Source organism: Nocardioides bigeumensis, from assembly GCF_039531755.1.
GTDB lineage: Bacteria > Actinomycetota > Actinomycetes > Propionibacteriales > Nocardioidaceae > Nocardioides > Nocardioides bigeumensis.
The window spans coordinates 934,126-960,759 of the sequence record NZ_BAAAQQ010000002.1 but is presented as its reverse complement, the minus strand read 5'-3'; the positions used below and the strand labels follow the sequence as shown (position 1 = coordinate 960,759).

Annotated in this window: 21 protein-coding genes and 1 tRNA gene; 6 read left to right on the top strand and 16 right to left on the bottom strand. The window is 70.0% G+C overall.

Annotated features, from left to right (window positions below):
• The 4 genes from ABD295_RS05800 to ABD295_RS05785 all read right to left on the bottom strand — a co-directional run.
• Positions 1-3,238: MBG domain-containing protein (locus ABD295_RS05800; protein ID WP_344302693.1), on the bottom strand; the 3,238-nt coding region annotated here is incomplete at its 3' end.
• Positions 3,239-3,501: 263 nt separating this feature from the next.
• Complete coding sequence (arc, locus tag ABD295_RS05795) at positions 3,502-5,238, bottom strand: proteasome ATPase (protein ID WP_344302692.1); 1,737 nt, start codon at positions 5,236-5,238, stop codon at positions 3,502-3,504.
• Between the two features lie 73 nt (positions 5,239-5,311).
• Positions 5,312-6,289 carry a tRNA (adenine-N1)-methyltransferase gene (locus ABD295_RS05790; RefSeq protein ID WP_344302691.1) on the bottom strand — a complete coding sequence of 326 codons (978 nt, stop codon included), beginning with the start codon at positions 6,287-6,289 and terminating at the stop codon, positions 5,312-5,314.
• 123 nt (positions 6,290-6,412) lie between these two features.
• Positions 6,413-7,567: a site-2 protease family protein gene (locus tag ABD295_RS05785; RefSeq protein WP_344302690.1), complete on the bottom strand. Its 1,155-nt coding sequence runs from the start codon at positions 7,565-7,567 to the stop codon at positions 6,413-6,415.
• An 88-nt stretch (positions 7,568-7,655) separates the two neighbouring features.
• On the opposite strand from ABD295_RS05785, the gene ABD295_RS05780 reads away from it, so the two are divergent.
• The gene (locus ABD295_RS05780) at positions 7,656-8,612 is read left to right on the top strand and encodes a RecB family exonuclease (RefSeq protein ID WP_344302689.1); all 957 of its coding nucleotides are present in this window, start codon (positions 7,656-7,658) and stop codon (positions 8,610-8,612) included.
• A 204-nt stretch (positions 8,613-8,816) separates the two neighbouring features.
• Here the strand turns inward: ABD295_RS05780 and ABD295_RS05775 are convergent, their stop codons facing one another.
• The 6 genes from ABD295_RS05775 to metH all read right to left on the bottom strand — a co-directional run bounded on the left by ABD295_RS05775 (position 8,817) and on the right by metH (position 17,639).
• Positions 8,817-9,491 (bottom strand): response regulator, encoded by a 675-nt coding sequence (locus tag ABD295_RS05775; protein ID WP_344302688.1) that lies wholly within the window; start codon positions 9,489-9,491, stop codon positions 8,817-8,819.
• On the bottom strand, positions 9,488-10,786 hold the full coding sequence (locus tag ABD295_RS05770; RefSeq protein WP_344302687.1) for a sensor histidine kinase: 1,299 nt from the start codon (positions 10,784-10,786) through the stop codon (positions 9,488-9,490). The genes ABD295_RS05775 and ABD295_RS05770 overlap by 4 nt, the downstream gene beginning before the upstream one ends.
• A gap of 13 nt (positions 10,787-10,799) precedes the next feature.
• On the bottom strand, positions 10,800-11,204 hold the full coding sequence (locus ABD295_RS05765; RefSeq protein WP_344302686.1) for a hypothetical protein: 405 nt from the start codon (positions 11,202-11,204) through the stop codon (positions 10,800-10,802).
• Positions 11,205-11,328: 124 nt separating this feature from the next.
• Positions 11,329-13,131, bottom strand: a complete 1,803-nt coding sequence (locus ABD295_RS05760) for a glycoside hydrolase family 15 protein (protein WP_344302685.1) — start codon at positions 13,129-13,131, stop codon at positions 11,329-11,331.
• A gap of 10 nt (positions 13,132-13,141) precedes the next feature.
• Positions 13,142-13,780 (bottom strand): HAD family hydrolase, encoded by a 639-nt coding sequence (locus ABD295_RS05755; RefSeq protein WP_344302720.1) that lies wholly within the window; start codon positions 13,778-13,780, stop codon positions 13,142-13,144.
• A 121-nt stretch (positions 13,781-13,901) separates the two neighbouring features.
• Positions 13,902-17,639 (bottom strand): methionine synthase, encoded by a 3,738-nt coding sequence (gene metH / locus ABD295_RS05750; RefSeq protein WP_344302684.1) that lies wholly within the window; start codon positions 17,637-17,639, stop codon positions 13,902-13,904.
• Positions 17,640-17,713: 74 nt separating this feature from the next.
• Here metH and ABD295_RS05745 point away from each other — a divergent pair, with 74 nt between their 5' ends.
• Positions 17,714-18,559, top strand: coding sequence for a PAC2 family protein (locus tag ABD295_RS05745; RefSeq protein ID WP_344302683.1), 846 nt, complete (start codon positions 17,714-17,716; stop codon positions 18,557-18,559).
• Here ABD295_RS05745 and mshC read toward each other — a convergent pair.
• Genes mshC through ABD295_RS05725 form a run of 4 tightly spaced genes read right to left on the bottom strand, consistent with a single transcriptional unit; the run spans position 18,556 to position 21,943 of the window.
• Positions 18,556-19,797, bottom strand: coding sequence for a cysteine--1-D-myo-inosityl 2-amino-2-deoxy-alpha-D-glucopyranoside ligase (gene mshC, locus ABD295_RS05740; protein ID WP_344302682.1), 1,242 nt, complete (start codon positions 19,795-19,797; stop codon positions 18,556-18,558). The two genes, ABD295_RS05745 and mshC, sit on opposite strands and share 4 nt — an antisense overlap.
• Before the next feature lie 28 nt (positions 19,798-19,825).
• Positions 19,826-20,605, bottom strand: coding sequence for an SCO1664 family protein (locus ABD295_RS05735; RefSeq protein WP_344302681.1), 780 nt, complete (start codon positions 20,603-20,605; stop codon positions 19,826-19,828).
• The gene (locus tag ABD295_RS05730) at positions 20,602-21,192 is read right to left on the bottom strand and encodes a DUF3090 domain-containing protein (RefSeq protein WP_344302680.1); all 591 of its coding nucleotides are present in this window, start codon (positions 21,190-21,192) and stop codon (positions 20,602-20,604) included. Before ABD295_RS05730 ends, ABD295_RS05735 begins: the two co-directional genes overlap by 4 nt.
• Before the next feature lie 10 nt (positions 21,193-21,202).
• On the bottom strand, positions 21,203-21,943 hold the full coding sequence (locus tag ABD295_RS05725) for a histidine phosphatase family protein (RefSeq protein ID WP_344302679.1): 741 nt from the start codon (positions 21,941-21,943) through the stop codon (positions 21,203-21,205).
• Between the two features lie 32 nt (positions 21,944-21,975).
• Between ABD295_RS05725 and corA the strand changes: the two genes are divergently transcribed.
• A complete protein-coding gene (corA, locus tag ABD295_RS05720) occupies positions 21,976-22,956 on the top strand; it encodes a magnesium/cobalt transporter CorA (protein WP_344302678.1) in 981 nt (326 codons plus the stop codon).
• 3 nt (positions 22,957-22,959) lie between these two features.
• Here the strand turns inward: corA and ABD295_RS05715 are convergent, their stop codons facing one another.
• Positions 22,960-23,784, bottom strand: coding sequence for an undecaprenyl-diphosphate phosphatase (locus ABD295_RS05715; protein ID WP_344302677.1), 825 nt, complete (start codon positions 23,782-23,784; stop codon positions 22,960-22,962).
• Positions 23,785-23,815: 31 nt separating this feature from the next.
• On the opposite strand from ABD295_RS05715, the gene ABD295_RS05710 reads away from it, so the two are divergent.
• Positions 23,816-24,763 (top strand): aldo/keto reductase, encoded by a 948-nt coding sequence (locus ABD295_RS05710; protein ID WP_344302676.1) that lies wholly within the window; start codon positions 23,816-23,818, stop codon positions 24,761-24,763.
• A 3-nt stretch (positions 24,764-24,766) separates the two neighbouring features.
• Complete coding sequence (locus ABD295_RS05705) at positions 24,767-25,009, top strand: DUF5703 family protein (protein WP_344302675.1); 243 nt, start codon at positions 24,767-24,769, stop codon at positions 25,007-25,009.
• A 78-nt stretch (positions 25,010-25,087) separates the two neighbouring features.
• On the opposite strand, the gene ABD295_RS05700 is transcribed toward ABD295_RS05705, so the two are convergent.
• Positions 25,088-26,401 carry a M20/M25/M40 family metallo-hydrolase gene (locus tag ABD295_RS05700; protein WP_344302674.1) on the bottom strand — a complete coding sequence of 438 codons (1,314 nt, stop codon included), beginning with the start codon at positions 26,399-26,401 and terminating at the stop codon, positions 25,088-25,090.
• A 93-nt stretch (positions 26,402-26,494) separates the two neighbouring features.
• Here ABD295_RS05700 and ABD295_RS05695 point away from each other — a divergent pair.
• A tRNA-Leu gene (locus ABD295_RS05695) sits at positions 26,495-26,583 on the top strand.
• Positions 26,584-26,634 lie beyond the last annotated feature (51 nt).

Below are 26,634 nucleotides of genomic sequence, written 5' to 3'. Positions count from 1 at the left end.
TCGCACACGTCGGCGCGGTGTCGATGTCACCCGCGTCGTCACCGTTCACGAAGTCGTCGTCGGCGTACGCGAACGTCAACGGCGCCGGGTTCCCCGACCCATACACCTTCTCGTCGTCATCCGCGGTCACCGTCAGCTGCTTCCTGGTCACCGACAGCGTCCCGTCCACATAGACGAACGAGTAGTTCTCGTCGTCCGCACCGGAGCAGGTGATGTCGTACTCCCCCACCGGGCTGGACGCGACCGCGTCGGTCGCACACGTCGGCGCGGTGTCGATGTCACCCGCGTCGTCACCGCCCACGAACCCACCGGAATAGGCGAACGTCAACGGCGACGGGTTCCCCGACCCGTACACCTTGTCGTCGTCATCCGCGGTCACCGTCAGCTGCTTCCTGGTCACCGACAGCGTCCCGTCCACATAGACGAACGAGTAGTTGCTCGACGCCAGCCCGCTGGCTTCGACGCCGTACGAGCCGACCCCGGTCGACGAGGTCGCCGTAGTGCTGAATGCGAGCGTCCCGCCGAGGGCACCCGAAAGGTCGCCCGAGACGAAGCCTGCGTAGCGCACGGAGAAGGCCGGGTTGGTCGAGCCGTACACCTTGCTGAAGCTCTCCTGGGCCCCCGTGTCCGGGTCTGCGTCCACAGTCACAGTCAGTGCCTTCTTGGAGACCGTGACGGTCCGCTCCACGTTCGTGGCAGGCGCGTAGTTGGCATTGCCGGCCTGCGAGGCGGTGAGCACACAGTCGGAGGTGCCACTGGTGATCGTTACCAGGTATCCCGACGCGCTTGCGTCCGCGTTGGGTGCGGCCGTGCAGCCGCCAGTCGCTGCCACCGAGACGGTCAGGTTCGAGTCCGAGGTTGGCGAGACCGAGAACGAGTCGCCGTACGTCTTGCCCGTCGGCTGGAGGAACGCGATCGTTTGCCCCTCTTGGGCAACCGTCAGCGCGCCGTTGACGTAGGTGATGTCGTAGTTGGCGAGCCCAACGCCTGTCGCACCGGAGGGCACAATCGGGTACCCACCCGCCACGACAGGGGCATTTGCTGCCGCTCCTGCGCTGGTGAGCGTCACTGCGGTGACCGAGTCGCCGCTTACCAGCTGGCCGGCGCCCGTGGTGAACGCCGTGGTGCCGAGGTCCAGCGACTCACCGAAGGTCTTGGTCCGGCTGTCAGCGGTGATCGTCAATGCCTTGGCCGTGATGTTGGCCGTCGTCGTGAAAATCGACCCGAGCGAGTAGTTGCCGGCGCTAGAACCGCCCAGCGATGCGCCTGACAAGGTGACGGTCTTCCCGTTGGCTACGAGCTTGTTGTTGAACGCTGCCGTGCCGCCGTCCAAGGTCACGGTGTCCCCGTCGAGGACACCGGACAACGAGCGACCGGTGACGGTCGCGTCCGCATTTCCGTCGTAGCTCTTGTTCGCGGCGGTGAACGAGCCAGTCAGCGACCTCACAGTGACGACCTGGGCGAGCGCCGGACTGCTGCTCGCGCTGAAGCCCGTGCCGCCGCTGTACTCAGCCGTGAGGGAATAGGTGCCTACCGGCAGCTTTGCCGGCGAACAAGTTGCCGTGCTAGAGCTGAGGGCAACAGCCGAGCAGATCGTGGTCGTGCCGCTCTTGAAAGTGACCGTCCCCACGTTGCCGGGGTTGCCGGGGTTGCCGGTCACGCTCGCGGTGAACGTCAGGGCAGAGCCGTAGACGCCCGGGGTGGTGCCGGCGGTTCGCGAAAGCGTGGTGGTCGTCGTGGTGGTCGTCGAACCGAAAGTGACCGTTGCTGTCTTAGCGACATTCATGGTCACCGTGCACGTGCCAGTCCCTGCGCATGCTCCGGTGAATACCCCGCTCGAGGGAGTAGCGACCAGGACGACTTGCTCGTCATTGCCAGCCGCGATTCGGCAGGGGTTAGGTGTGCCGTTGCAGGTGCCGGAGATGGCGCTCTTGTTGTCAGCCTTGGAGGTCCACGCGACGGAGCCGGAACCCACGAAAGTCAGGTCAAGGTCCTTCGCGGCAGCGACGTACGGGCCGACGACGGGACCGCCGTCGCCAGCGACGCCCTCGGGAACGATCGGGTCGGTCGAGGAGTCGGCGAGCGCGCGGGCGAGGTTGACCCGGCCGTTGCCGCTGTCAGACTGCGAGCCGGCGACGTCGGCGTTGCGGGCGAGCCGGCCGACGACCACGCCGTTGCCGGCAGCCGGGTCGTTCGCCTTCACCAGGGCGGCGGCACCCGCGACGATCGCCGCAGATGCTGAAGTGCCGGTGACGGGGCTACTGCCGGTGGCGATGTCGACGCCAGGGGCGGCGAGGAACGTGTCAGCGCCGGAGTTCGAGGAGCTCCACAACGCATCGTTGCGGTCGGTGGCAGAGACGCCGACGACCTTGGCGGTGCCAGCCGGGTACGTCGCCGTGGTGGAGCCGTCGTTGCCGGTAGCGGCGACGAGCACGGCGCCACGGGCCCAGGCGTAGTCGACAGCGGCCTGCAGCGAGGCGCTGGCGCCGGGGTTGGAGAAGGACATGAGGATCACGTCGGCGCCGTGGTCGGCGGCGTACACCACGCCCTCGACGACGGCACTGTCCTGCCCGAGCCCGTCCGCGCCCAGGACCTTGATCGGGAGGACCTTCACACGTGCGTAGCCCACGCCGGCGATGCCGACGCCGTTGTCCACGCCGGCCGCGACGATGCTGGCCATGTCGGTGCCGTGCCCATTGGGGTCGCCGGTGGTCGGGTCGTCGCCGAGCATCGAGGCACCGGGGAGAAGGGCACCTGCGAGGTCGTCAGTGGCATTGACACCGGTGTCGAGCACCGCGACGACCGCCGAACCGGCCGGCGTGACGTCGGCGCGGGCGGTGTCCCACCCGATGGTCCGGAGCGCCCACTGGTCGGCGTACGACGGGTCGTCGGGCTCGGCCTGCAGCTCGCGCACCTGGTCGCGCTCGACACGGACGACTCCGGCGGCCGAGCTCAAGCCGGCGGCGGCCTCGTCCGTGAGTGAGGCGGCGTACAGCCTCAGTGGCGGCACGGTCGAGGTCACGAGAGCGCCAGCCTGGGCCAGGGCGTCGTCGCGCTCCTGGACCGTGGTCCCCGCGGCGAAGGTGACCAGGAAGTCGGACCTGGTCGCGCCCTCCTCGGCAGGCGCTGCGAGTGCCTGCTGCCCGGTGAGGACCAGGAGCGCGGCGACTGCTGCTCCCGTGAGCTTGGCGATGCTTCGACCGTGCAGGCGCTTTGACGCGCCCCTGCGTGCAGGCATGAGTGATCCCTTGATTTGCATCCCCCCGACCGTCGGTCCCCACCGACGGGCAGCACCTCAGAATCCCCCCGAGGTGCCGCCATCATGCGACGCGACTTAGGTCGGAGCGAAACTAACGAAAGAAATATGGCCCATCGGCGCTGACTGGACTAGACACCTCGCCTTGGGCGCCCACCCCTCGGGGTGTGGAACGCCTGCTACATAAGGGCTTTCGACGCGCGAACAGTTCGCAGCCGTGTCGTGGAAAGCTCTACGTGAGTGCGTCAGAGGTATTGGCCGGTGTTCGCAACCGTGTCGATGGAACGACCCGGCTCCGTGCCCTGCTTGCCGGTGATGAGCGTGCGGATGAAGACGATCCGCTCGCCCTTCTTGCCGGAGATCCGCGCCCAGTCGTCGGGGTTGGTGGTGTTGGGCAGGTCCTCGTTCTCCTTGAACTCGTCCAGGCACGCCTGCATCATGTGCTGCACCCGGAGACCACGCTGGGAGTGGTCGAGGAAATCCTTGATCGCCATCTTCTTGGCGCGGTCGACGATGTTCTGGATCATCGCCCCGGAGTTGAAGTCCTTGAAGTAGAGGATCTCCTTGTCACCGTTGGCATAGGTCACCTCGAGGAATCTGTTGTCCTCGGACTCGGTGTACATCCGCTCGACGGTCGCCTGGATCATCCCCGCGACGCAGGCGTCGCGGTCGCCACCGAACTCGGCCAGGTCGTCGCTGTGCAGCGGCAGGTCTGCCAGGAGGTACTTGCTGAAGATGTCGCGGGCGGACTCGGCGTCAGGGCGCTCGATCTTGATCTTCACGTCGAGCCGGCCGGGCCGCAGGATCGCGGGGTCGATCATGTCCTCGCGGTTGGACGCACCGATGACGAGGACGTTCTCCAACGCCTCGACGCCATCGATCTCGCTGAGGAGCTGCGGGACGATGGTGTTCTCGACGTCCGAGGAGACGCCGGAGCCACGGGTGCGGAACAGCGAGTCCATCTCGTCGAAGAACACGATCACGGGCGTACCCATGCTGGCCTTCTCGCGCGCCCGCTGGAAGACCAGCCGGATGTGCCGCTCGGTCTCGCCGACGTACTTGTTGAGCAGCTCGGGGCCCTTGATGTTGAGGAAGTAGGACTTCCCCTCCTGGCCGGTCTTGGCCGCGACCTTCTTGGCCAGCGAGTTGGCGACCGCCTTGGCGATGAGCGTCTTGCCACAGCCCGGCGGCCCGTAGAGGAGCACGCCCTTCGGCGGCTTCAGCTGGTGCTCCTTGAAGAGCTCGGGGTGCAGGTAGGGCAGCTCGACCGCGTCCTGGATCGCCTCGATCTGGCCTCGGAGCCCACCGATGGACTCGTAGGCGATGTCGGGCACCTCTTCGAGGACGAGTTCCTCGACCTCCGACTTCGGGACCTTCTCGTAGACGTAGCCGGCCCGGGTGTCGAGCAGCAGCGAGTCCCCTGCCCGCAGGTGGATCTCCTTGAGCGGGGCAGCAAGGCGTACGACGCGTTCCTCGTCGGCGTTCGCGATCACCAGGGCTCGGTCGCCGTCGGCGAGCAGCTCCTTGAGCATCACGACCTCGCCGACCTCTTCGTAGCTCATCGCGGCCACGACGTTCAGCGCCTCGTTGAGCATGACCTCCTGACCTCGCTTGAGGGCGTCGAGCTCGACGTTGGGACTGACGTGCACGCGCAGCTTGCGCCCGCCGGTGAAAACGTCGATCGAGTCGTCGTCGTTGCGCTGGAGGAAGGTGCCGAAGCCGGCCGGCGGCTGCGCCAGGCGGTCGACCTCCTCCTTGAGCTTGGTGATCTGGTCTCGGGCCTCGCGCAGGGTCTGGGCAAGGCGCTCGTTCTGGCTCGTCACGGCCGCGAGAGACCGCTGGGTGTCCGCGAGGCGCAGCTCGATGCCACGCGTCTGACCGGGGGCGTCCTGCAGCCTTCGGCGCAGGTCCGACACTTCGGCCTCCAGGAACCGCACCTGGCTCGCGAGCTCGTCGCGTCCGGGTCCTTCGGAAGTCGTCATTGCGTCTCACCTCCTCGTCCGTCGACCCTACCCGCGCGACAGCCAGACGGAAGCGGAAAAGTGCGGGTGTTGGTCACAATTCCGCGACGGGATCCTCCGCCTGGACCGGGACGTCGGCCGGACGCGGACCGGTGTAGTCGGGCCCGTAGGCCCCGGGAGCGGGGCGGCGCTTCTTCATCGGCACCCGCTCGCCCGGCGCCATCCGACGGGCGGTGACCAGGAAGGCCGTGTGCCCCATCATCTTGTGCCCAGGTCGGACCGCGAGCCCCTCGACGTGCCAGTCGCGCACCAGTGACTCCCAGGCATGTGGCTCCGTGAAGCCGCCATGGGCGCGCAGCGTCTCGACGACCCGACTGAGCTGGGTGGTCGTGGCGACGTACACACAGACGATGCCGCCGGGGACCAAGGCATCCGCTGCCGCGTCGACACACTCCCAGGGCGCCAACATGTCGAGGATGACCCGGTCTGCCCGGAGTCTGGAGGCGGGCAGCTCTTCGGCCACGTCGCCGACCGTGAGGCTCCAGGCCGGATGCTGCTCCTCACCACTGGTGCCGAAGAACCTCGACACGTTGCGCCGAGCGACGTCGGCGAACTCCTCGCGGCGCTCGTAGGAGATCAGTCGGCCGTGCGGCCCCACGGCACGCAGCAAAGAACAGGTGAGGGCACCCGACCCGACGCCCGCCTCCACCACGTGGGCTCCCGGGAAGATGTCGGCCAGCGCCACGATCTGCGCGGAGTCCTTGGGGTAGATGACGGCCGCACCGCGAGGCATCGAGACGACGAACTCGCTCAGCAGCGGCCGGAACACGAGGTACTCACCCCCCGCCGAGGACGCGACCGCGAAACCCTCCTCGCGTCCGATCAGGTCGTCGTGCTCGAGGTGCCCCTTGTTGGAGAAGAACCGCTTGCCGGGGACCAGCTCGAAGTTGTGCTTGCGACCCTTCTGGTCGGTCAGCCGCACCCACTCGCCGGCACGTAAGGGCCCGCGGTGGACGCCTGACCACGCGTCGACGGCGACGTCGGGCAGCTCGCGGGGGGACGGCTCAGGCATGCCCGCGACCCTATTGGACGTCCTGCTCCGGCCGATCCTCGGATCGAAGTGCCTGCGGTTTGGTCACCAACCGCAGATTTCCGGCCGTGGATCTGCGGTTGGTGACCAAACCGCAGACTAGTTTCAGCGGTGAGCGGCGCGGAAGGCCCGGTCGACATCGGCAGTGGTCAGCACGCCGTAGATGCCGCCGGACTCGTCCATGAGGAGGTACTCGGCGGCGGGGTTGCGGCTGATCGCGAGGATGAGCTCCTCGCCGGAGATGCCGACGGGCAGGCGGAGGCTGTCGGCCTGACGGGCGACGGTCGAGACGGCGACCCACGGACGTCTGTCCTCCGGGGTGGCCAGGAGGGCCGCCTCGGAGACGATGCCGACCGGCTGGCCGGAACCGCTGACCGTCACGATGCTGCCCGCCTGGGCCTCCTGTGCGCGACGCACGGCCTCTGCGAGGGGCAGGTCCTCAGGGACGGTGAGGGTACGCCGGGCGAGCTGGCGCGCCGCGAGCGACGGCAGCCGGGTCCGCAGGCGCGCGGACGCCATCGCCGCCGATGCTCCGGACCAAAGGAACAGCGCGACGACGAACGTGAGGAGGAAGTCGACGACCGTCGGCGTGGTGTCGAGCAGCTCGTACTGGATCCAGGGCCACGCCAGCGCGAGGACGGCAGCGACCCGGCCCCCCCACCCGGCGGCGAGCGTGCCGCGATGGGGGCTGCCCGACGCGCCCCAGACGAGGGCCTTCAGCACGCGGCCGCCGTCGAGCGGGAGCCCGGGGACGAGGTTGATGACCCCGACGAGCAGGTTCGCCCCGGCCAGGCCCTCGACGGCCATCCGCAACAGCCCGTCGGGCGTGACGAACCAGAGTCCGATGGCCCCGATGCCCACCGCGATCGACGTGAGCGGACCCACGACTGCGATCAAGAGCTCGTGGCGCGGCGACCGGGCCTCGCCCTCGACGGCCGTCATGCCGCCCAGGAAGTTGAGCGAGATGGAGCTCACCGGGTAGCCGCAGCGACGCGCCATCAGGGCGTGGCTCACCTCGTGCAGCAGGACGGAGCCGTACAGCACGACCGCGAAGGCGAGCCCCGCGACGTACTTGCCGGCGCCCAGTCCGGGCTGGACCGCCTCCACCCGTGGCGCCATCACGACGGCGATGAGGCCGGCGACCAGGAACCAGGAGGACTGCAGATAGACCGCCGTGCCGGCGATCGAGCCGATGCGCAGGGTGCCGGGCGGGCGCGGCTCAGGCCCGCTCTCCCGCGCCCCAGAAGACTCGTCCGACACACACAGAGGCTAGCCGACACACGGCTGCAGACCTGCCCTGACGGGCGGGACGCGGCCGGTGTCGGAGCCCGCACCTAGTGTGAGCGGCATGGAGGTGGCAGCCGCGCAGGGCGACCTGCCCGAGGGGTCGGACCAGAGTCCGGCGGTCGCCCTGTCGACGCCCGTGGACGGAGTCCACGTGCTCGGCGCCCTGTCGCCGAGCCGCGCCGCCGACTTCATGGTCTGCCCGCTGCTTTACCGCTTCCGCACCGTCGACCGGCTACCTGAGCCGTTCTCCCCTGACGCCGTGCGCGGCACGCTGGTCCACAAGGTCCTGGAGGACCTGTTCGACCTGCCGGCCGACCAGCGCACCCCGGACCAGGCCCGTGACCTGCTCGCACCGTCGTGGGGGGCCCTGCTGGCCGAGGAGCCGGGGCTCGCCGAGATGCTCGTCGGTGCCGAGGACGACCAGCTCGCCTTCGCGGCCTGGTTCGCGAGCTGCGCCGAGGTGCTGGACCGCTACTTCACGCTGGAGGACCCACGCCGTCTCGAGCCCGCCGAGCGGGAGCTCTACGTCGAGGCGCTGCTCGACTCCAAACTGCTCCTGCGCGGCTTCGTCGACCGTCTCGACGAGGCGCCCGACGGCCGGCTCAGAGTGGTTGACTACAAGTCTGGAAGAGCTCCTGGCGAGGGCTTCGAGGCCAAGGCGCTGTTCCAGATGAAGTTCTACGCGTTGGCGCTGTGGCGCAGTCGAGGCGTCCTGCCGTCGATGTTGCAGCTGGTCTACCTCGGCAGCGCGGAGATGCTGCGCTACGAGCCGGACGAGGCGGACCTCGAGGCCACCGAGCGCAAGATCATCGCGCTGTGGGAGGCGATCCGTCGTGCCGAGGAGGACGGCGACTGGCGCGCGAGTCCCAGCCGGATGTGCGACTGGTGCGCCCACAAGGCGTTGTGCCCGGCGTACGGCGGCACTCCCCCGCCGCTCCCGGTGACCGTGCCCCCCACCCCCGCCGAGGATCCCGCCGGCGACCTCCTGACCGCGCAGGAGGTCACCGGCCAGCCCTGACGGCCGGGCCACCCGCCCGCTAGGACACGTTCTCCTCGAGCTCCTCGAGCGGCAGCCCGTCCGAGCGCCAGCGTAGGGCGTCGACCAGTCGATGGCGTCGACGTCGGCTGCCACCTCGGCCCTGGAGCGCCCGGACGGCAGTGGCAAGGCAAGGACCGACGGGCCAGGCGCATCGGTGGAGTCATGTCGACGGGGGCCGTGTCGTCAGTCGTGTCCGTCGTCATGGTCGACCATCCCCGGGGGAAGTGTCCGGCGCTCCGCCCACAGGGCCGCCTGCGTGCGGTCGGCCACGCCGATGGCCGCGAACGCCGAGGTGAGGTGCGCCTTGACGGTCCGCTCGCTGATCCCCAGCCGCCGGGCGATCTGCTTGTTGGCCAGACCGTGGCGGACCAGCTCGATCACCTCCGCCTCGCGCGCGGTCAACGACGCAGAGGTCGCCGACAGGTCGGCTGCCGAGGCGCGCGCACCGAGCAGCTGGCGGGCCGCGCGTGGGTGGATCGGCGAGCCACCCTCCCGCACGGAGCGGATGCCCGCCAGCACGTCCTCGGGGTCGGCGTCCTTGAGGAGATAGCCGACAGCACCCGCGTCGAGAGCCGCGACGATGCGCTCGGAGTCGGAGAAGGACGTGAGCACCAGGACGTCGGCGAGCGCCTCCGCCACGATCGAGCGGGTCGCCTCCACCCCGTCCACTCCCGGCATCTGGAGGTCCATGAGCACCACGTGCGGGCGCACGTTCCGGACGACCTCGACCGCCTGGGCGCCGTCGCCGGCCGTGCCGACGACATCGATGTCCGTGGCCACCGCGAGCAGCTGCTCCAGTCCACGGCGTACGACGGCGTGGTCGTCGACGACCACCACCCTGATCCGCTCGTCGGTCATCGGTCGTGCACCTCCAAGGTCACCGTGGTACCCGCTCCGAGCGACGAGCGGACGGAGAGGCGGCCTCCCGCGTCGGCAGCCAGGCTCGCCAGCCCGCGCAGCCCCAGGTGCCCTGGGGCCACAGGACCCCCGGGGTCGAAGCCACGCCCGTCGTCGGTCACGGTCAGTGTGACCTGCCCCCCGGCAGCCGCGAACCGGACGTCGAGGCTGGTCGCCCCCGAATGCCGGATCGCGTTGCGCACCGTCTCCTGCGCCACGCGCCAGACCAACGTGGTCGTCTGGTCGCTGACCTGCTCGACGCCCTCGACCGACACGGTCGTCGCGATGCCCATGCCGGCAGCCGGTGCGGTCAGGTCCTCGAGAGCGGCCGCCAACCCGTCCGCGCCCAGGTCCGGCGGGTGGATCTCGACGAGGAGCGACCGCAGCGCGCGGAGTGACTCGCGAAGGGACCGGCCCGCGTCGCTGACCGCTGTCCGCACGGCGGGAGTCGCCCCGGCATCGGACGACACGGAGTGCAACGCGAACGCGGTCCCGGCGAGGTCCTGGACGACGCCATCGTGCAGGTCTCGCGCGATCCGCCGACGCTCCGCCGCCGAGGCGTCCGCGGTGCGCACGAGCAGGCGCTCACGCTCGCGAGCCGCACGACGCACCTGGCTCGTCAGCACGAAGATCATCGTCGCCGCCAGGAGCACCAAGGCGAGGAGCGCGCCCAGCGTGATCCGGCGGAACGGTCCGAAGACCTCACGTTCGCGCTCGTCGATGTCGGCATCGTCGTAGTAGACCTCGAAGAGGAGCGGCTGACCTTCAGGCGACCTGATCTGGGCGTAGACCTCGACCACGCCGCCGAGATCGCGCTCGAACCGGTTCTCATCCTCGGAGAGGTCGGAGACGCCCGCGTCCACGCCGCCGTTCTCGAGCACGTCCAGCTCGTCGTCCCCCAGGTCGTACTTACTGCCGATCAGCCGGATCGCGTCGGAGTAGACGATGACGCCCTCGCGGTTCCAGATCTTGATGCGGCGTACCTCGCCGACCAGCAGACGGTCGAGGACCTGCCGGTCGAGCTTGTCGACAGCGCCCGCCTCGGCTGCGACCAGCCCCTTGGGGATCGCGGGCTCAGCGACCGAGCGCGCGAGGACGAGGGTGGTCGCCCGGGCGTCGTAGACGGCCTCGTTCTGGGCGGCCCGCCTGACCAGCACCTCCGTCGCGATCACGATGCCGGCCAGGACCAGCGTGCCGACGACCAGGAACAGGACCAGCGGGCTGCGCAGGACGGTGAGGTACGACGGCGGACGCAACGGCTCGACAGCCTCAGAAGGCGATCGCGCCGCGGCAGCGCTCGCCGGTGGCGGGGTTCTTGGCCTTGAAGACCAGCATGTCCGTGCCCGAGAGGTCGGCGAGCTTGCGCTCGACGTCGAAGGACCCGCTCGGTGCACGGGTGGTTGCGGTGCCTTGCGCGGAGATCGAGCCGTTGTGCTTCATCTTCCACCGCCAGGTCTGCCCGTTGCGGTTGCTGTCGATCTCACCCTCGAACTCGATGCGGCCGTCGTCCTTCTTGGCCTTGACCTTCCACTCGGTCGTCTGGCCGCAGGTGCCCTCCCTGCGAACCTCCTTGTCGTCATCACTGGCCGAGACCGGACCAGCGGACAGCGCGAGCACGATCAGGGCCGCGACGGCGATGCCTGCGGGTCGGCCCGGTGATCTGGGTGGCGTCATGGGGACCTCCATGGTTGGTGGGGGGTCCAGCCTGGAGCACGAGCGGCTCGCTGACCATTGGACGGTGGTGCTAGTACCTCGTCAACCCTGGCCGCGGCCAGGCGCGGTCCAGGACCCCGGACCGTCACCCCTGGACCACGTCCTCCTGAGAGCCGGAGCGCCCCTCTGCCAGCCGCAGGGCCGCCTGCACGAGGGTGAGGTGGCTCAGCGCCTGGGGGAAGTTGCCGGCCATCCGATCGTGCCCCACGTCGTACTCCTCCGAGAGCAGGCCGACGTCGTTGGTGAGAGCGCAGAGCCGGTCGAAGAGTGCGCGCGCGTCGTCGTGCCTGCCGGCCATCGCGTACGCCGACACCAGCCAGAAGGAGCACGCCAGGAAGGGATGCTCGTCGCCCGGCAGCCCGTCGACGCCGGTGTCCGTGCGGTAGCGCAGCGCGAACCCGTCACGGAGCAGGTCCTCCTCGATGGCCGCGATCGTGCCGAGCACGAGAGGGTCGTCGCCCGGGAGGAAACCGACCAGAGGGATCATCAGCAGCGAGGCGTCCAGCTCGGTAGTTTCGTAGTGCTGAACGAACGTGCCGCGCTCGCGGTCGACGCCACGGTCGAGGACCTCGGCGCGTACGTCGTCACGGGCCTGCCGCCAGCGCTCGAGCGGCCCCTCGAGACCCTGGTCCTCGATCGCCTCGACGGCCCGGTCGAAGGCCGCCCACACCATCACACGGGAGTGCGTGAAGTGCCGGGGCTGACCCCGGATCTCCCACAGCCCGTGATCGGGGTCGTCCCAGTGGTCCGCCAGGTCCTCCACGAGCATGCGCTGCAGCGACCAGCTCAGGTCGGTCTCCTCCAGGCCGGCCTCACGCGCCTGCTGGAGCGCGATCATCACCTCGCCCAGGACGTCGGTCTGGCGTTGGTCGACGGCCCCGTTGCCGATGCGCACAGGCGTCGAGCCGGCGTACCCCGGCAGGTGGTCGAGCTCCCGCTCGGGCAACCGTCGCGCACCGTCGACGGCATACATGATCTGCAGGTCCTCGGGGTCGCCGGCGACGGCGCGCAGCAGCCACGTGCGCCAGAGCCTGGCCTCCTCGGTGTAGCCAGCGGTGAGCAGCGTCTCGATGGTGAGCGCGGCGTCGCGCAACCAGGTGTAGCGGTAGTCCCAGTTGCGGGCACCGCCGAAGTTCTCCGGGAGGGACGTGGTGGGTGCCGCCACGATGCCGCCGGTCTCCGCGTGGGTGAGCAGCCGGAGGGTGAGCAGGCTGCGCACCACCAGCTCGCGGTGCGGGAGGTCGTCGCGACAGCCGGAGCTCCAGCGCTCCTCCTCCATCTTCGTGCGTTTGATCGCCTCGTCGAGGTTGGCGGCCTTGGGCGTCTTCGACCACGACGGCACCCAGGTCGTCGCGAAGGTGAGCACGTCACCCTCGTGCACGTCGAAGGTGTCGACGTGGCGGCCGTCCTGTCGGTGCGGGAGGCGCGGTCCGCGAAGCACGAGCTTGTCCGGCCCGGCGATCGCGACGATCACCTCCTCGTCGTCGGCGCGTTGACGGCTCACCCAGGGCCGGACCTTGCCGTAGTCGAAGCGGACCACCCACTCGTGGCGCATCCGCACGCTGCCCTCGATGCCCGTGAGGCGTCGTACGAGATCGGCCCGGCGGTCGTTCGTCGGCATCACGTCGAGCAGGGTGACTCGCCCCTGAGCCGTCGTGAACGTCGTCTCGAGGAGGGCCGTGTCCGCGAGGTAGGACCGCTGCACGTCGTACTCCCCCTCCGGCACCAGCTGCCAGTGGCCGTTGTCCTCGTCGCCGAGGAGTGCCGCGAAGCAAGCAGAGGAGTCGAAGCGCGGCAGGCAGAGCCAGTCCACCGAGCCGTTGTTGCCGACGAGCGCCGCTGTACCCCGGTCGCCGACGAGGGCGTAGTCCTCTATGGGCAGCGGCATGGGTACGACCTTAGGAGGTCGGGTCGAGCCGGCTCAGATCCGCAAGGGTGAGACCGGCCAGCGTGTCGCGATGGAAGCGACGCTCGCCGGCGCTCACAGGGACGTGGTTGGGGATCACCAGGACGGTGCACCCGGCGGCCACGGCGCTCGTGGTCCCGGGGTCGGAGTCCTCGATGGCCACGCACTCCTCCGGGTGCACGCCGAGCAGCTTTGCCGCCTTGAGGTAAGGCTCGGGGTGCGGCTTGCCCTGCGAGACGGTGTCGCCGGTGACGATCTCCGTGAAGGTGCCGCCCGGCAGCTGCGCCAGGATCGGCGTGACGAAGCGCGTGTAGGACATGGTCACCAGCGCACACGGAACGCCTGCCGCGGTGGCCTCGGCGAGCAGCTCTCGGGCGCCAGGCCGCCACGGCACCTCTCCTTCGAGCTGGGCCACGACGTCGTCGAGCAGCTCCTCGACGATCTCCTCGGGGGTCAGGTCGACGGAGCCGTGCTCACGGATGTAGTGCCCGGAGTCGATCAGGTCGTTGCCGACCAGGTTGAGGGAGTGCGCCTCGCTCCAGGTGCCCCCGTGGCGGCCGACGAGGCGATACTCCGCGTCGATCCAGTAGGGCTCGGTGTCGACCAGGGTGCCGTCCATGTCCCAGAGCAGTGCGGCTGGGAAGGCGGGCGTCGGACCTGCGGTTTGGTCACCAACCGCAGATTTCGGTGCCTCGGACTTGCGGTTGGTGACCAAACCGCAAGGGTTTTCGTCAGGCATCCTGCTCTCCGGCTCAGTCATCGGGGTCGTACCCCAGGTTGGGCGACAGCCACTTCTCGGCCTCGGCGAGGGTCCAGCCCTTGCGCTCGGCGTAGTCGGCCACCTGGTCGCGGCCGAGGCGGCCGACGACGAAGTACTGCGACTGCGGGTGGGAGAAGTACCACCCCGAGACCGAGGCGCCCGGCCACATCGCCATCGAGTCGGTGAGAGTGATGCCGGCCGTCTCATCGACGTCGAGCAGGGTCCACAGCGTCTGCTTCTCGGTGTGGTCGGGGCACGCGGGGTAGCCGGGGGCCGGGCGGATGCCGGTGTAGCGCTCCCGGACCAGGTCGTCGTGGGTGAGCGCCTCGTCGGGCGTGTGCCCCCAGAGCTCGGTGCGAACCCGCTGGTGCAACCGCTCGGCGAACGCCTCGGCGAGCCGGTCGGCGAGCGCTTCCATCAGGATCGCGGAGTAGTCGTCCAGGGCGTCCTTGAACGCCGCCACCCGGTCCGGAAGCCCGTGGCCGGCGGTGACGGCGAAGGCGCCCACGTGGTCGGCGATGCCGGAGCCGACGGGGGCGACGAAGTCGGCGAGCGAGCGGTTGGGGACGCCGTCGCGGTGCTGCCCTTGCTGCCGCAGGTGGTGGAGCGTCACCCGCGTCGACGTGCGGGCGTCGTCGTAGACCTCGATGTCGTCGCCCACCGCCGCGGCGGGGAAGAAGCCGAGCACCCCGCCGGCGGTCAGCCACTTCTCCTCGACGATCTTGTCCAGCATCTCCTGTGCGTCGTCGTAGAGCCTGCGCGCCGCCTCCCCGGTCGAGGGGTTGTTGAGGATGTCAGGGAACTTGCCCTTCATCTCCCACGCGTTGAAGAACGGCTGCCAGTCGATGTAGTCGCGCAGCTCTGCGATGTCGTAGTCGTCGAACACCGTCACGCCAGGCTTGGCCGGGGCAGGTGCGGCGTACCCCTCCCAGTCGATCGGCGTCGCGTTCTCGCGCGCGGCGGCGTACGTCGCCATGGGCCGGTCGTGCTTGGCGGCGTGCCGGGTGCGCAACGACTCGAAGTCGGCCTGCACGTCGCTCATCAGCTTGTCGCGGCCGGTGCGGCTCAGGAGCGCGGAGGCCACCCCGACCGAGCGGGACGCGTCCTTCACCCAGACCACCGGCCCGTCGTACTTGGGATCGACCTTGACCGCGGTGTGCGCGCGGCTGGTGGTCGCACCACCGACGAGCAGCGGGATGGTCAGCCCGAGGCGCTGCATCTCGCTGGCGAAGCCCACCATCTCGTCCAGTGACGGCGTGATCAGGCCCGACAGGCCGATGAGGTCGGCCTCGACCTCGGCCGCGGTGTCGAGGATCTTCTGCGCCGGCACCATCACGCCGAGGTCGATCACCTCGAAGTTGTTGCACTGGAGCACGACGCCGACGATGTTCTTGCCGATGTCGTGGACGTCGCCCTTCACCGTGGCCATCACGATCGTGCCGTTGGTCTGCTTGGCGCTCGAGACCGCGGGGTCCTTGGCCTTCTCCGCCTCGATGAAGGGGATCAGGTAGGCGACCGCCTTCTTCATCACGCGCGCGCTCTTCACGACCTGCGGGAGAAACATCTTGCCCGAGCCGAAGAGGTCCCCGACGACGTTCATGCCGTCCATCAGCGGACCCTCGATGACCTCGATGGTGCGGCCTCCGGCGCCGACGATCTCGGCGCGCATCTCCTCGGTGTCGGCCTCGACGTGCGCGTCCATCCCCTTCACCAGCGCGTGGCTCAGGCGGGCCCGGATCGGCAGTGAGCGCCACTCCTCGGCGACACCCTCCTCGACCTCCCCTGCCCGGTTGTGGGTCTCGGCGACCTCGAGGAGCCGCTCTGCGGCATCCGGGCGCCGGTTGAGCACGACGTCCTCGATCCGTTCGCGCAGCTCGGGGTCGACCTCGTCGTAGACGACCAGCGCGCCGGCGTTGACGATGCCCATGTCGAGGCCGGCCTTGATCGCGTGGTAGAGGAACACCGCATGGATCGCCTCGCGCACGGGGTTGTTGCCCCGGAACGAGAACGACACGTTGGAGATGCCGCCGCTCACCTTGGCGCCTGGGAGGTTCTGCTTGATCCAGCGGGTGGCCTCGATGAAGTCCGAGCCGTACGTCGCGTGCTCCTCGATACCGGTCGCGACCGCGAACACGTTCGGGTCGAAGATCACGTCCTCGGGCGGGAAGCCGACCTGGTCGACGAGGATCCGGTAGGCACGCTCGCAGATCGCCTGCCGACGCTCGAGCGAGTCGGCCTGGCCGTCCTCGTCGAACGCCATCACGACCGCGGCGGCGCCGTACTTGCGGCACAGGCGGGCGTGGGCGACGAACGCGTCCTCGCCCTCCTTCAGGGAGATGGAGTTGACGATCGCCTTGCCCTGCACGCACTTGAGGCCGGCTTCGATGACCTCCCACTTCGAGGAGTCGACCATCACCGGCACCCGGCTGATGTCGGGCTCGGCGGCGACCAGCTTGAGGAAGCGGTCCATCGCGGCGACGCCGTCGATCATGCCCTCGTCCATGTTGACGTCGATGACCTGCGCGCCGTTCTCGACCTGCTGGGCGGCGACGGTCAGTGCGGTGTCGTAGTCGCCGGCCTTGATGAGGTTGCGGAACTTCGCCGACCCGGTGATGTTGGTGCGCTCGCCGACGTTCACGAAGAGGCTGTCCTCGGTGATCGTGAAGGGCTCGAGGCCGCTGAGCCGCATCGCGTCCGCGATCTCGGGGACCTCGCGGCGGGGTACGCCGGCCACCGCTTCGGCGATCGCGCGGATGTGCTCGGGGGTGGTCCCGCAGCAGCCGCCGACGAGGTTGAGGAAGCCTGCCTGCGCGAACTCCCCGAGGACACCGGCCGTCTCGTCGGCCTGCTCGTCGTACTCCCCGAAGGCGTTCGGCAGGCCGGCGTTGGGATAGCAGGACACGAAGGTGTCGGCGACCCGGCTCAGCTCGGCCATGTAGGGCCGCATCTCGCGACCGCCGAGCGCGCAGTTGAGGCCGACCGCGAGCGGACGGGCGTGGCGCACCGACGCCCAGAACGCCTCGGTCACCTGTCCCGACAAGGTCCGACCCGACGCGTCGGTGATGGTGCCGGAGATGATCACCGGCCAGCGGCGGCCATGCTCCTCGAAGAGGGTCTCCAGCGCGAAGATCGCGGCTTTCGCGTTGAGCGTGTCGAAGATGGTCTCGACGACGAGGAGGTCGGCACCGCCTTCGACCAGGCCGTTCGCGGCGTCGAGGTACGCCGACACCAGCTCGTCGAAGAGGACGTTGCGCGCTCCGGGATCGTTGACGTCCGGCGAGATCGAGGCCGTCCGCGAGGTCGGGCCGAGCGCGCCGGCGACGAAGCGCGGCCGGTCCGGGGTGGCGGCGGCGAACTCGTCCGCGACCCGCCGAGCCAGCGCGGCCGCCTCGCGGTTGAGCTCGCGCGCGAGGTCGGACATGCCGTAGTCGGACAGGGAGATGGCGTTCGCGTTGAACGTGTTGGTCTCGATGATGTCGGCGCCGGCCTGGAGGTACTCGCGGTGGATCTCGGCGATCAGGTCCGGGGCGGTGATCGACAGCAGGTCGTTGTTGCCCTGCAGGTCCGAGGGCCAGTCGGCGAAGCGCTCCCCGCGATAGGCCTGCTCGGACGGCCGGTCCCGCTGGATGGCGGTGCCCATCGCCCCGTCGATGACCAGGATTCGCTCCCCGAGCAGGCGGGAGAGCTCCACGGTCGCGTCTGGGCGGAAGCGAGCGGCGGCCTCGGGCACGTCCCGATCGTGACACCGCGCGCTGACCGTGGGGAAATCCTCGCCGCGCGGGCATGGCTACTAGGCTTGGGTGCGTGATCGAGATCGAGGACGTCGACGACCTGGTCGATCCCGTGGTCATCGCCGCCTTCGAGGGCTGGAACGACGCCGCGGACGCCGCCTCGGGAGTGGTCGACCACCTGATGAGGGTGTGGAACGCCCGGATCGTCGGGGCCGTCGACCCGGAGGACTTCTACGACTTCCAGGTCAACCGGCCGATGGTCGGCACCGACGACCTGGGCCACCGCCGGATCACCTGGCCCTCGACCCAGATCGCGGTGGCGTCCCCGCCCGAGCTCGACCGCGACGTGATCCTGGTCCGTGGCATCGAGCCCAACATGCGGTGGCGGCAGTTCTGCGCCGAGATCCTGGCTGCCTGCAACGAGCTGGGCGGCAACCTCGTCATCACCATGGGCGCCCTGCTCGCGGACACCCCGCACACCCGCCCGGTGCCGGTGACCGGAAGCGCCACGGAGCCCGACTTGGTCGACCGGCTCAAGCTGGAGACGTCGACGTACGAAGGTCCCACCGGCATCGTCGGCGTGTTCCAGGACGCCTGCGTCCGCCTCGACATCCCCGCTGTGTCCTACTGGGCCGCCGTGCCCCACTACGCCGCGTCTCCCCCGTGCCCGAAGGCCACGCTGGCCCTCGTGGGGGTCCTGGAGGAGCTGCTGGAGGCGAGCCTCCCGCTGCTCGACCTCCCGGAGGACGCCCGCGCCTGGGAGCGCGGCGTCGACGAGCTCGCCGAGGAGGACGAGGACATCGCCGACTACGTGCGTGCCCTCGAGGAGACCCGGGACACCACCGAGCTGCCTGAGGCCTCCGGCGAGGCGATCGCGCGGGAGTTCGAGCGCTACCTCAAGCGCGGCGACGACTCCTAGAGCGCCAGGCCGAGCGCGGCGTCGAGGAGGCGGTGCACCTGCGGCCCGGCTGCCGGGTCGGAGGCGTCGGCGAGGTGCCCGGTGTTGCCGAGCGTGGCGTCCACCCACGCCTGGACCGACTCCAGCGCCCTAGGGGCGTCGAGATCGTCGGCAAGCGCAGCCAGCACCTCCTCCGCCAGCGGCGCCGCTGCCGCTCCAGCGCCCAGGGACAGCGCCTTGCGCCACGAGTCGACGGTGTCGACCGCGTCCCAGAGCTGGTCGTCGGTCCACTCCCAGTCCGACCGGTAGTGGTGGCGCAGCAGCACGAGGCGGATCGCCATCGGGTCGACGTCGCTGTGGCGGAGGCCCGAGACGAAGACCAGGTTGCCCTTGGACTTGGACATCTTCTCGCCGTCGTACCCGACCATCCCGGCGTGGGCGTAGGCCTTCGCGAACGGCTGCCCGGGGACGGCTACCTGACCCTCGCCCGCGCACATCTCGTGGTGCGGGAAGACGAGGTCGCTGCCACCGGCCTGCACGTCGAACGCGGACCCGAGGTACTCCAGCGCCATCGCAGTGCACTCGATGTGCCAGCCGGGTCGGCCGCGACCGAACGGGCTCTCCCACGACGGCTCTCCCGGACGCTCGCCGCGCCAGACGACGCAGTCGAGAGGATCACGCTTTCCCTCGCGGTCGGGGTCGCCACCGCGCTCGCCGAAGACCTCGAGCATCCGCTCGCGGGTCCACCCGCTGACGCCGCCGAACTCCGGGTCCGCCGTGACCGAGTAGTAGAGATCGGTGTCGACCGAGTAGATCGCCCCCGCCGCCTGCAGCCGCTCGATCAGCGCGACCACCAACGAGATGGTCTCCACCGCACCCACGAAGTGCTCGGGAGGAAGCACGCGCAGCGCGGTCATGTCCTCACGGAAGAGCTCCGTCTCGCGCTCGGCCAGCTCGACCCAGTCGACGTGCACCTTCTCCGCGCGCTCGAGGAGGGGGTCGTCGACGTCGGTGACGTTCTGCACGTAGGTGACCTCGTGCCCGGCATTGCGCCACGCCCGGTTGAGGAGGTCGAAGGCGACGTACGTCGCCGCGTGGCCCATGTGGGTGGCGTCGTACGGCGTGATGCCGCAGACGTACATCCGTGCCGGGCCCTCGGGCGCGGTCGTCACCAGCTGCCCGGTCGCCGTGTCGTGGACGCGCACGGGTGGGCCCATCGCATCAAGACGTGGGAGGTCGGGGGCCGGCCAGGCGCGCATGGCGGGAAGTCTAGGACCTGGCCCTCGGTCAGAACGGGGGCCAGGGGATGACCGGCCAGTGCCCACCCGGCTCGGGCAGCGCGTGCGTGCGCAGCAACCGCTCGCAACGGCCGAGGAGCGCGGTGACCTCGGGCGGCGTGAGCAGCGTCAGCAGCCGTTCGCCGAGGTCGCCACGCACCGCGTCGCGCACGGTCTCGACACCCGCCAGCTCGTCGGGGGACAACCCTTCGCCGCTCCACCCCCACAGCACGGTGCGCAGCTTGTGCTCGACGTGGAAGGTGACCCCGTGGTCGACGCCGTACCGGTGACCCCCGGTCATGGCCAGGACGTGGCCGCCCTTGCGGTCGGCGTTGTTGACGACGACGTCGAAGACGGCCATCCGGCGCAGCGGTGCGCTGTCCTCGTGGATCAGGGACACGCCGCGGTCGTGCTGGTCGACCCCGTCGAAGACGTGCCGCCACCCGTCGGGGACCTCTCCCTCGGCCACCAGGTCGATGGCGACGTCGTCCTCGTCGGGCTCCTGCCAGACCTGGACCATCCCTGGGCCGTGCGGACCGTCGCGCAGGAAGGTCAGCGGGACGACGTCCCAGCCGAATGCCTCGGAGACGGCGTACGCCGCCACCTCCCGCGCCGCGAGCGTGCCGTCGGGGAAGTCCCACAGTGGCCGCTCCCCCGCCACCGGCTTGTAGACGACCCGGACGCCCGCCACCTCCGCCACGAACGTCGCGTTGGACGCGGGCAGCACCCGGCCGTGGAGCTCGAGATCACCGTCGAGCAGGTCGGCCGAGGGGGCCGCGGGAGTGCTCACTCCTCGAGCGCCGTGGGCTCCCGCCGCCGGAAGCCGTTGGCGCGCACGCACAGGTGCCCGTCCGGGTCGATCGGACCGCCGCAGAAGGGGCAGCTGGGCCGCCCGGCGTCGATGACCTGCGCGGCCCGTTTCACGAAGGCGCGCGCGGCACCTGCTGCGAGGCGCACCAGGAGGATCTCCTCGGGCTCGGGCTCCTCGAGGTCCTCCCCCACCTGTTCCGGGGAGACCACCGCAGCCTCGGTGAACGGGAAGACCTCGATGACGACGCGCTCGTCGCTGGCGTCCCAGGACAAGGTCATGGTGCCGGCCCGGAACTCCTCCTCGATCGGCTGCTCGAGCGGATCGGTGTCGTCGAGCCCGAGGGGGGCGACCGCCGGCACGACCGTCGCCATGCCGTCGGTCTGCATGACCTCGTCCAGGAGCTCGTCGATCCGCTCGGCCAGCGCGGCGACCTGCTGCTTCTCCAGCGCCACGCTCACGATCCGCGCGCCACTGCGTGCCTGGAGGAAGAAGGTGCGGGCCCCCGGTTCGCCGACGGTGCCGGCGACGAAGCGCTCAGGCGGGTCGAAGCCGTGGATGACAGGCATGTCCTCCACCCTAGGACGTCCCTCCAGCGGGTCCGGCGCCTCCGCCGACCACGGCGTCGGTGGCCGCTCGACGGCGGCGCGCCTTCGCCGGCGGCTGCAGGTGGCTCAGGCTGCCCTGGGAGGTGTTGACGCAGAGGACGAACGGCCGCACCTCGGTGTAGCTCACCACGGACAGGCTGGCGGGGTCGACGTGCAGGCGCTGGAAGAGGTCCAGATGCGTGCCCAGCGCGTCGGCGAGCACGGACTTGATCACGTCGGCATGGCTGACCGCGACCCAGACGGCGTGCGGGCCGTGCTCGGCGGTGACGAGGGCATCGTGGCGGCGCACGGCGTCGACGGCGCGCTCCTGCATCGCGCGCATGGTCTCGCCGCCCGGGAACTCGACGGCCGACGGCTGGCTCTGGACGACCTTCCAGAGCTTCTCCTTGACCAGGTCCTTCAGCGCCCGGCCTTGCCAGTCGCCGTAGTCGCACTCGGTGAGGCCCTTGTCGACACGGACCCGCGGCCGGGTCGGCTGCGACGTGTCCCTGCCTCTGCCCTGGGCCTTGGCGAGCGCCTGCGCCGTCTCCTTGCAGCGCTCCATCGGGCTGCTCACGATACGGGCGAGCGTGACGCCGGAGAGCCGTTCGGCGGCCGCGGCGGCCTGCTGGCGTCCCGTCTCGTCGAGGTGCACGCCGGGCGTCCGGCCGGCCAGGACGCCGCTGGCGTTGGCCGTCGTACGCCCGTGGCGGACGAGGATCACGGTTGCCATGAGGCGAAGGCTAGTGCCACTAACCTGGACAGATGATCGTCGACAGCGCCCTCTACCGGCGAGGGGAGCGCGTCTCCGTCGACTGCCACGTGGACGACCTGGCCGAGCTGGCCGACCAGGCGACCGAGCCCGGTGACTTCGTCTGGGTCGGGCTGCACCAGCCGAGCGCCGAGGAGCTCGACCGGGTGGCGCAGATCTTCGGACTCCACGCGCTGGCGGTCGAGGACGCCGTCTCGGCCCACCAGCGACCCAAGCTCGAGCGATACGACGACAATCTCTTCCTGACGCTGAAGACGCTCTGGTACGTCGACGAGGACGACGCCGTCGAGACCGGCGAGATCAACATGTTCGTCGGCCCGAACTTCGTGGTGACCGTCCGCCACGGCGAGGGCGCCGCCTTGAAGGACGCCCGCACGCACCTCGAGGAGCGGGAGAAGATCCTCGCCCACGGGCCGTCCGCGGTGGTGTACGCCGTCTGCGACGCGATCGTGGACCGCTACGAGGAAGTGGCCGCGCAGCTGGAGATCGACGTCGACGAGGTGGAGGCCTCGGTGTTCTCCCCCGAGCGCACCAACGACTCGGTCCGCATCTACACCCTCAAGCGCGAGATCTCCGAAGTACGCCGCGCGGTGCTGCCGCTGCGTGAGCCGATGCGCCGCTTCGCCTCCGGCCTGGTGACCGGGATCGATCCCGAGGCGGCGCCCTTCTTCCGGGACGTCTCCGACCACCTCAGCCGGACCGCCGACATCATCGACTCCCTGGACTCGTTGCTGTCGACCGCCTTCGACGCCCACCTCGCGCGCATCTCGGTGCAGCAGAACGACGACATGCGCAAGATCTCGGCCGGCGCCGCCATCGTGGTCGTCCCGACCCTGATCGCCGGCGTCTACGGCATGAACTTCACCCACATGCCGGAGCTGGACTGGCGTTTCGGTTACGCCTGGGCGATGTTCCTGATGCTCGGCTCGATGGCGGGCCTCTATGCCTTCTTCAAGAAGTCCGGCTGGCTGTAGCCGTCACGAGACCAGGACGCCGGCGGCGAGCAGCGCCATCGTGGCCAGGCCCAGCGCGACGCGGTAGATGACGAACGGCGTGTAAGAGCGGGTGCTGATGTAGCGCAGCAGCCACGCGATGGCGGCGTACCCGACCACGAACGAGACGATCGTCGCCGTGACCGTCGGTCCCCAGCCGTAGCTGTTGTCGCCGTTCGGGATCTCCTTGAGCTCGAAGAGACCCGCCCCGACGACGGCCGGGATGGCGAGCAGGAACGCGTAACGGGTGGCCGCCTCGCGCTCGTAGCCGAGGAACCGTCCCATCGAGATGGTGGCGCCCGACCGGGACACGCCGGGCACGAGGGCGAGCGCCTGGGCGAGCCCCATGAGGACGGCGTCGCGGAGCGAGATGTTCTTGATCGTCAGGTTGTCGCGGCTGACCCGGTCGGCGATGCCGAGCACGAGACCCAAGACCACGAGAGTCGTGGCGATCAGCCAGAGGTTGCGGAAGTCGCGCTCGATGACGTCCTTCAGCAGGATGCCGAGCACGACGATCGGCAGCGACCCGATGATGATGAACCAGCCCATCCGGGCGTCGAGGTGACCCCGGAGCTCCGGCTTGGCCAGCGAGCGCACCCACATGGAGCCGATGCGCCAGATGTCCTTGCGGAAGAAGACGAGCACCGCCAGCTCGGTGCCGATCTGGATGACGGCGGTGAACGCGGCACCGGGGTCGCCCCACCCGAACAGCTCGGGATAGATGCGCAGGTGCGCACTGCTGGAGATCGGCAGGAACTCGGTGAGCCCCTGGATGAGCCCGAGCACGACCGCTTTGAGGAGGTCCACCACGACTCGCAAGGGTAGGACTAGGCTTTCCGGCATGGATCAGCGGCACGTCGGGAGCACCGGACTGAAGGTGTCCCGACTGGGCCTGGGCACCATGACCTGGGGCCGCGACACCGACGAGCACGAGGCGCGCGAGCAGCTCACGTCGTTCGTGTCGGCGGGCGGAACCCTGGTCGACACGGCGGCCGGCTACGGCGACGGTGACGCCGAGGCGCTGCTCGGCTCGTTCATCGGATCGGTGGTGCCGCGCGACCAGCTGGTCATCGCGACGAAGGCCGGGATCTCCCGGCGTACCGGCGAGCGGGTGACCAACACCTCGCGCGGCTACCTGCTGCCCACGCTCGACGCGTCCCTCAAGCGACTCGGCGTGGACCACGTCGACCTCTGGCAGGTCCACGTGTGGACCGACTCCACTCCGGTCGAGGAGACGCTCGCCGCGCTCGACGCCGCGGTGACGACCGGCCGGGCGGCGTACGTCGGCATCTCCAACTACTCGGGATGGCAGACCGCCCAGGCGGCGACCTGGCAACGGGCGGTGCCGGGACGGACGCCGCTGGCCTCGACCCAGGTCGAGTACTCCCTGCTCGACCGCGGCATCGAGGCTGAGGTGCTGCCCGCCTGTGCGGCTCTCGGCCTCGGCGTGCTGCCGTGGTCGCCGCTCGGCCGCGGCGTGCTCACCGGCAAGTACCGCACCGGCACGCCGAGCGACTCGCGCGGCGCGTCGTCGACGTTCTCCTCGTTCGTGGGCGCCTACCTCGACGACCGGAGCAACCGCATCGTCGACGCAGTGGCCCGGGCGGCCGAGGGCCTGGACTGGACGCCGCTCGAGGTGGCGCTGGCCTGGGTCCGTGACCGCCCCGGTGTCACGGCGCCGATCGTCGGGGCCCGGACCGCCGCCCAGCTGAAGGCTGCCCTGGGCGTCGAGGAGCTGACCCTGCCCTCCGAGATCGTCGACGCGCTCGACGACGTGTCCGAGGCCTGACTGGTGCCGCCCGCCGCCGACCGACGAGCCCCGTCGCCCGGGGTGGAGTGGGAGTACGCGCGGCTCACGATCCCGCGTGAGTTCTCCCGCAACTACGTCAAGAACCTGCTCGTCGAGCGCGCCGAGCACGGAGGCTGGACCCTCGACCGGGTCCGGATCGGTCCCGACGGCGTCCGCCGGGTCGTGCTCCGCCGCAAGATCATCCGACAGCTCCGGCCGACCCTGACGTACCTGAGGACCGGCTGACAGTTGCGGTTTGGTCACCAACCGCAGATTTCACGGCCCGAAACCTGCGGTTGGTGACCAAACCGCAGGTGCAACGCCTCAGACGTCGCCCAGGAAGCGGTCGAAGACCCGGGCGCCGAACTCCAGCGCATCGGTGGGCACCCGCTCGTCGATGCCGTGGAAGAGGGCGGTGAAGTCCAGCTCGGCGGGCAAGCGCAGCGGCACGAAGCCGTAGGTGCGCACACCGAGCCGGCCGAAGTGCTTGGCGTCGGTGCCGGCGCTCATGAGGTACGGCGCCACGATCGCGTCGGGGTCCTCGGAGAGGATCGAGCGGCTCATCGCGTCCACGAGCGGCGTCTCGTAGGGCATCTCCCAGGCGCCCTGGTGGCTGACGAAGTCGATGTCGACACCCTCGCCGCACAGCTCGCGCAGCGTGTCGAAGAACTCGTCCTTGTAGCCGGGCAGGAAGCGCCCGTCGACGTGGGCGGTGGCCTCGGTGGGGATGACGTTCACCTTGTAGCCGGCGTCCAGCATCGTCGGGTTGGCCGTGTTGCGGATGACGGCCCCCAGCATCCGCGCCGCGTTGCCGAACTCCTCGACCAGCGCCTCGGCGTTCTCGGGGGTCGCCTCGGTGCCGGCCAGGTCGGCGACGGTCGCGAGGAGGACCTCCATGGCGGGGGTGAGCCGCACCGGCCACTCGTGAGCGCCGATCCGGGCGACGGCCGCGGTGAGCCGCGAGATCGCGTTGTCGTGGTTGATCATCGAGCCGTGGCCGGCGCGACCGCGGGCGGTCAGCGTCATCCACGCCATCCCCTTCTCCGCGGCCTCGATGAGGTAGACGCGCCTGCCCCGCACGGTCGCGCTGAAGCCGCCCACCTCGCCCACCGCCTCGGTGCAGCCCTCGAAGAGCTCCGGGTGGTCGTCGACCAGCGGCCCCGCCCCCTTGAGCCCTCCGGCCTCCTCGTCGGCCGTGAAGCAGAGCACCATCGGCCGGTCGGGCACCAGACCGGCCCGGGCCCGCGCGCGGACCACCGACAGCAGCATCGCGTCGAAGTCCTTCATGTCGACCGCGCCGCGGCCCCAGACGTAGCCGTCGCGGACCTCGCCCGAGAGCGGGTGCACCTGCCAGTCCTCGGCTGCGAACGGCACGACGTCCAGGTGACCGTGCAGCAGAAGGGCGTCCGAGCGCGAGCTGTCGGCGCCGCCCCACCGCGCCACTACTGACGCGCGGCCGGCCTCCGACTCGAGGATCTGGGACTCGATCCCGACCTCGTCGAGCAGCCCGGCGACGTACTCGGCAGCCTTCCGCTCCCCCGGCCCGTCGTCGTCTCCGGCGTTGGTCGTGTCGATGCGGATGAGCTCGCTGCAGAGGTCGACGACCTCGGCCGCGGGGTCGTGGGAAGCCGTCTCCATCACCCCATCCTGGCACCCGCTCGGGCGCCCGCCCGGGCACCCGCGACGATGCGGAAGTTGCCCCTGCGCTTTGCTACAGTTCCCAGCGCACTCGTCCGGGTGGCGGAATTGGCAGACGCGCTAGCTTGAGGTGCTAGTGCCCGTATTAGGGCGTGGGGGTTCAAGTCCCCCCTCGGACACCACACAGTCATCACAGGGCCGGCTGACGCCGGCCCTGACTGCTTCCGGCTCGG

Coding starts and splice junctions, on each gene's coding strand:
- arc (WP_344302692.1), bottom strand. CDS start 5,238: ATGACGACTTCCGAAGGACCCGGACGCGACGAGCTCGCGAGCCAGGTG.
- ABD295_RS05790 (WP_344302691.1), bottom strand. CDS start 6,289: ATGCCTGAGCCGTCCCCCCGCGAGCTGCCCGACGTCGCCGTCGACGCG.
- ABD295_RS05780 (WP_344302689.1), top strand. CDS start 7,656: ATGGAGGTGGCAGCCGCGCAGGGCGACCTGCCCGAGGGGTCGGACCAG.
- ABD295_RS05775 (WP_344302688.1), bottom strand. CDS start 9,491: ATGACCGACGAGCGGATCAGGGTGGTGGTCGTCGACGACCACGCCGTC.
- ABD295_RS05765 (WP_344302686.1), bottom strand. CDS start 11,204: ATGACGCCACCCAGATCACCGGGCCGACCCGCAGGCATCGCCGTCGCG.
- ABD295_RS05760 (WP_344302685.1), bottom strand. CDS start 13,131: ATGCCGCTGCCCATAGAGGACTACGCCCTCGTCGGCGACCGGGGTACA.
- mshC (WP_344302682.1), bottom strand. CDS start 19,797: ATGCGCGCCTGGCCGGCCCCCGACCTCCCACGTCTTGATGCGATGGGC.
- ABD295_RS05730 (WP_344302680.1), bottom strand. CDS start 21,192: ATGCCTGTCATCCACGGCTTCGACCCGCCTGAGCGCTTCGTCGCCGGC.
- ABD295_RS05725 (WP_344302679.1), bottom strand. CDS start 21,943: ATGGCAACCGTGATCCTCGTCCGCCACGGGCGTACGACGGCCAACGCC.
- corA (WP_344302678.1), top strand. CDS start 21,976: ATGATCGTCGACAGCGCCCTCTACCGGCGAGGGGAGCGCGTCTCCGTC.
- ABD295_RS05710 (WP_344302676.1), top strand. CDS start 23,816: ATGGATCAGCGGCACGTCGGGAGCACCGGACTGAAGGTGTCCCGACTG.
- ABD295_RS05700 (WP_344302674.1), bottom strand. CDS start 26,401: ATGGAGACGGCTTCCCACGACCCCGCGGCCGAGGTCGTCGACCTCTGC.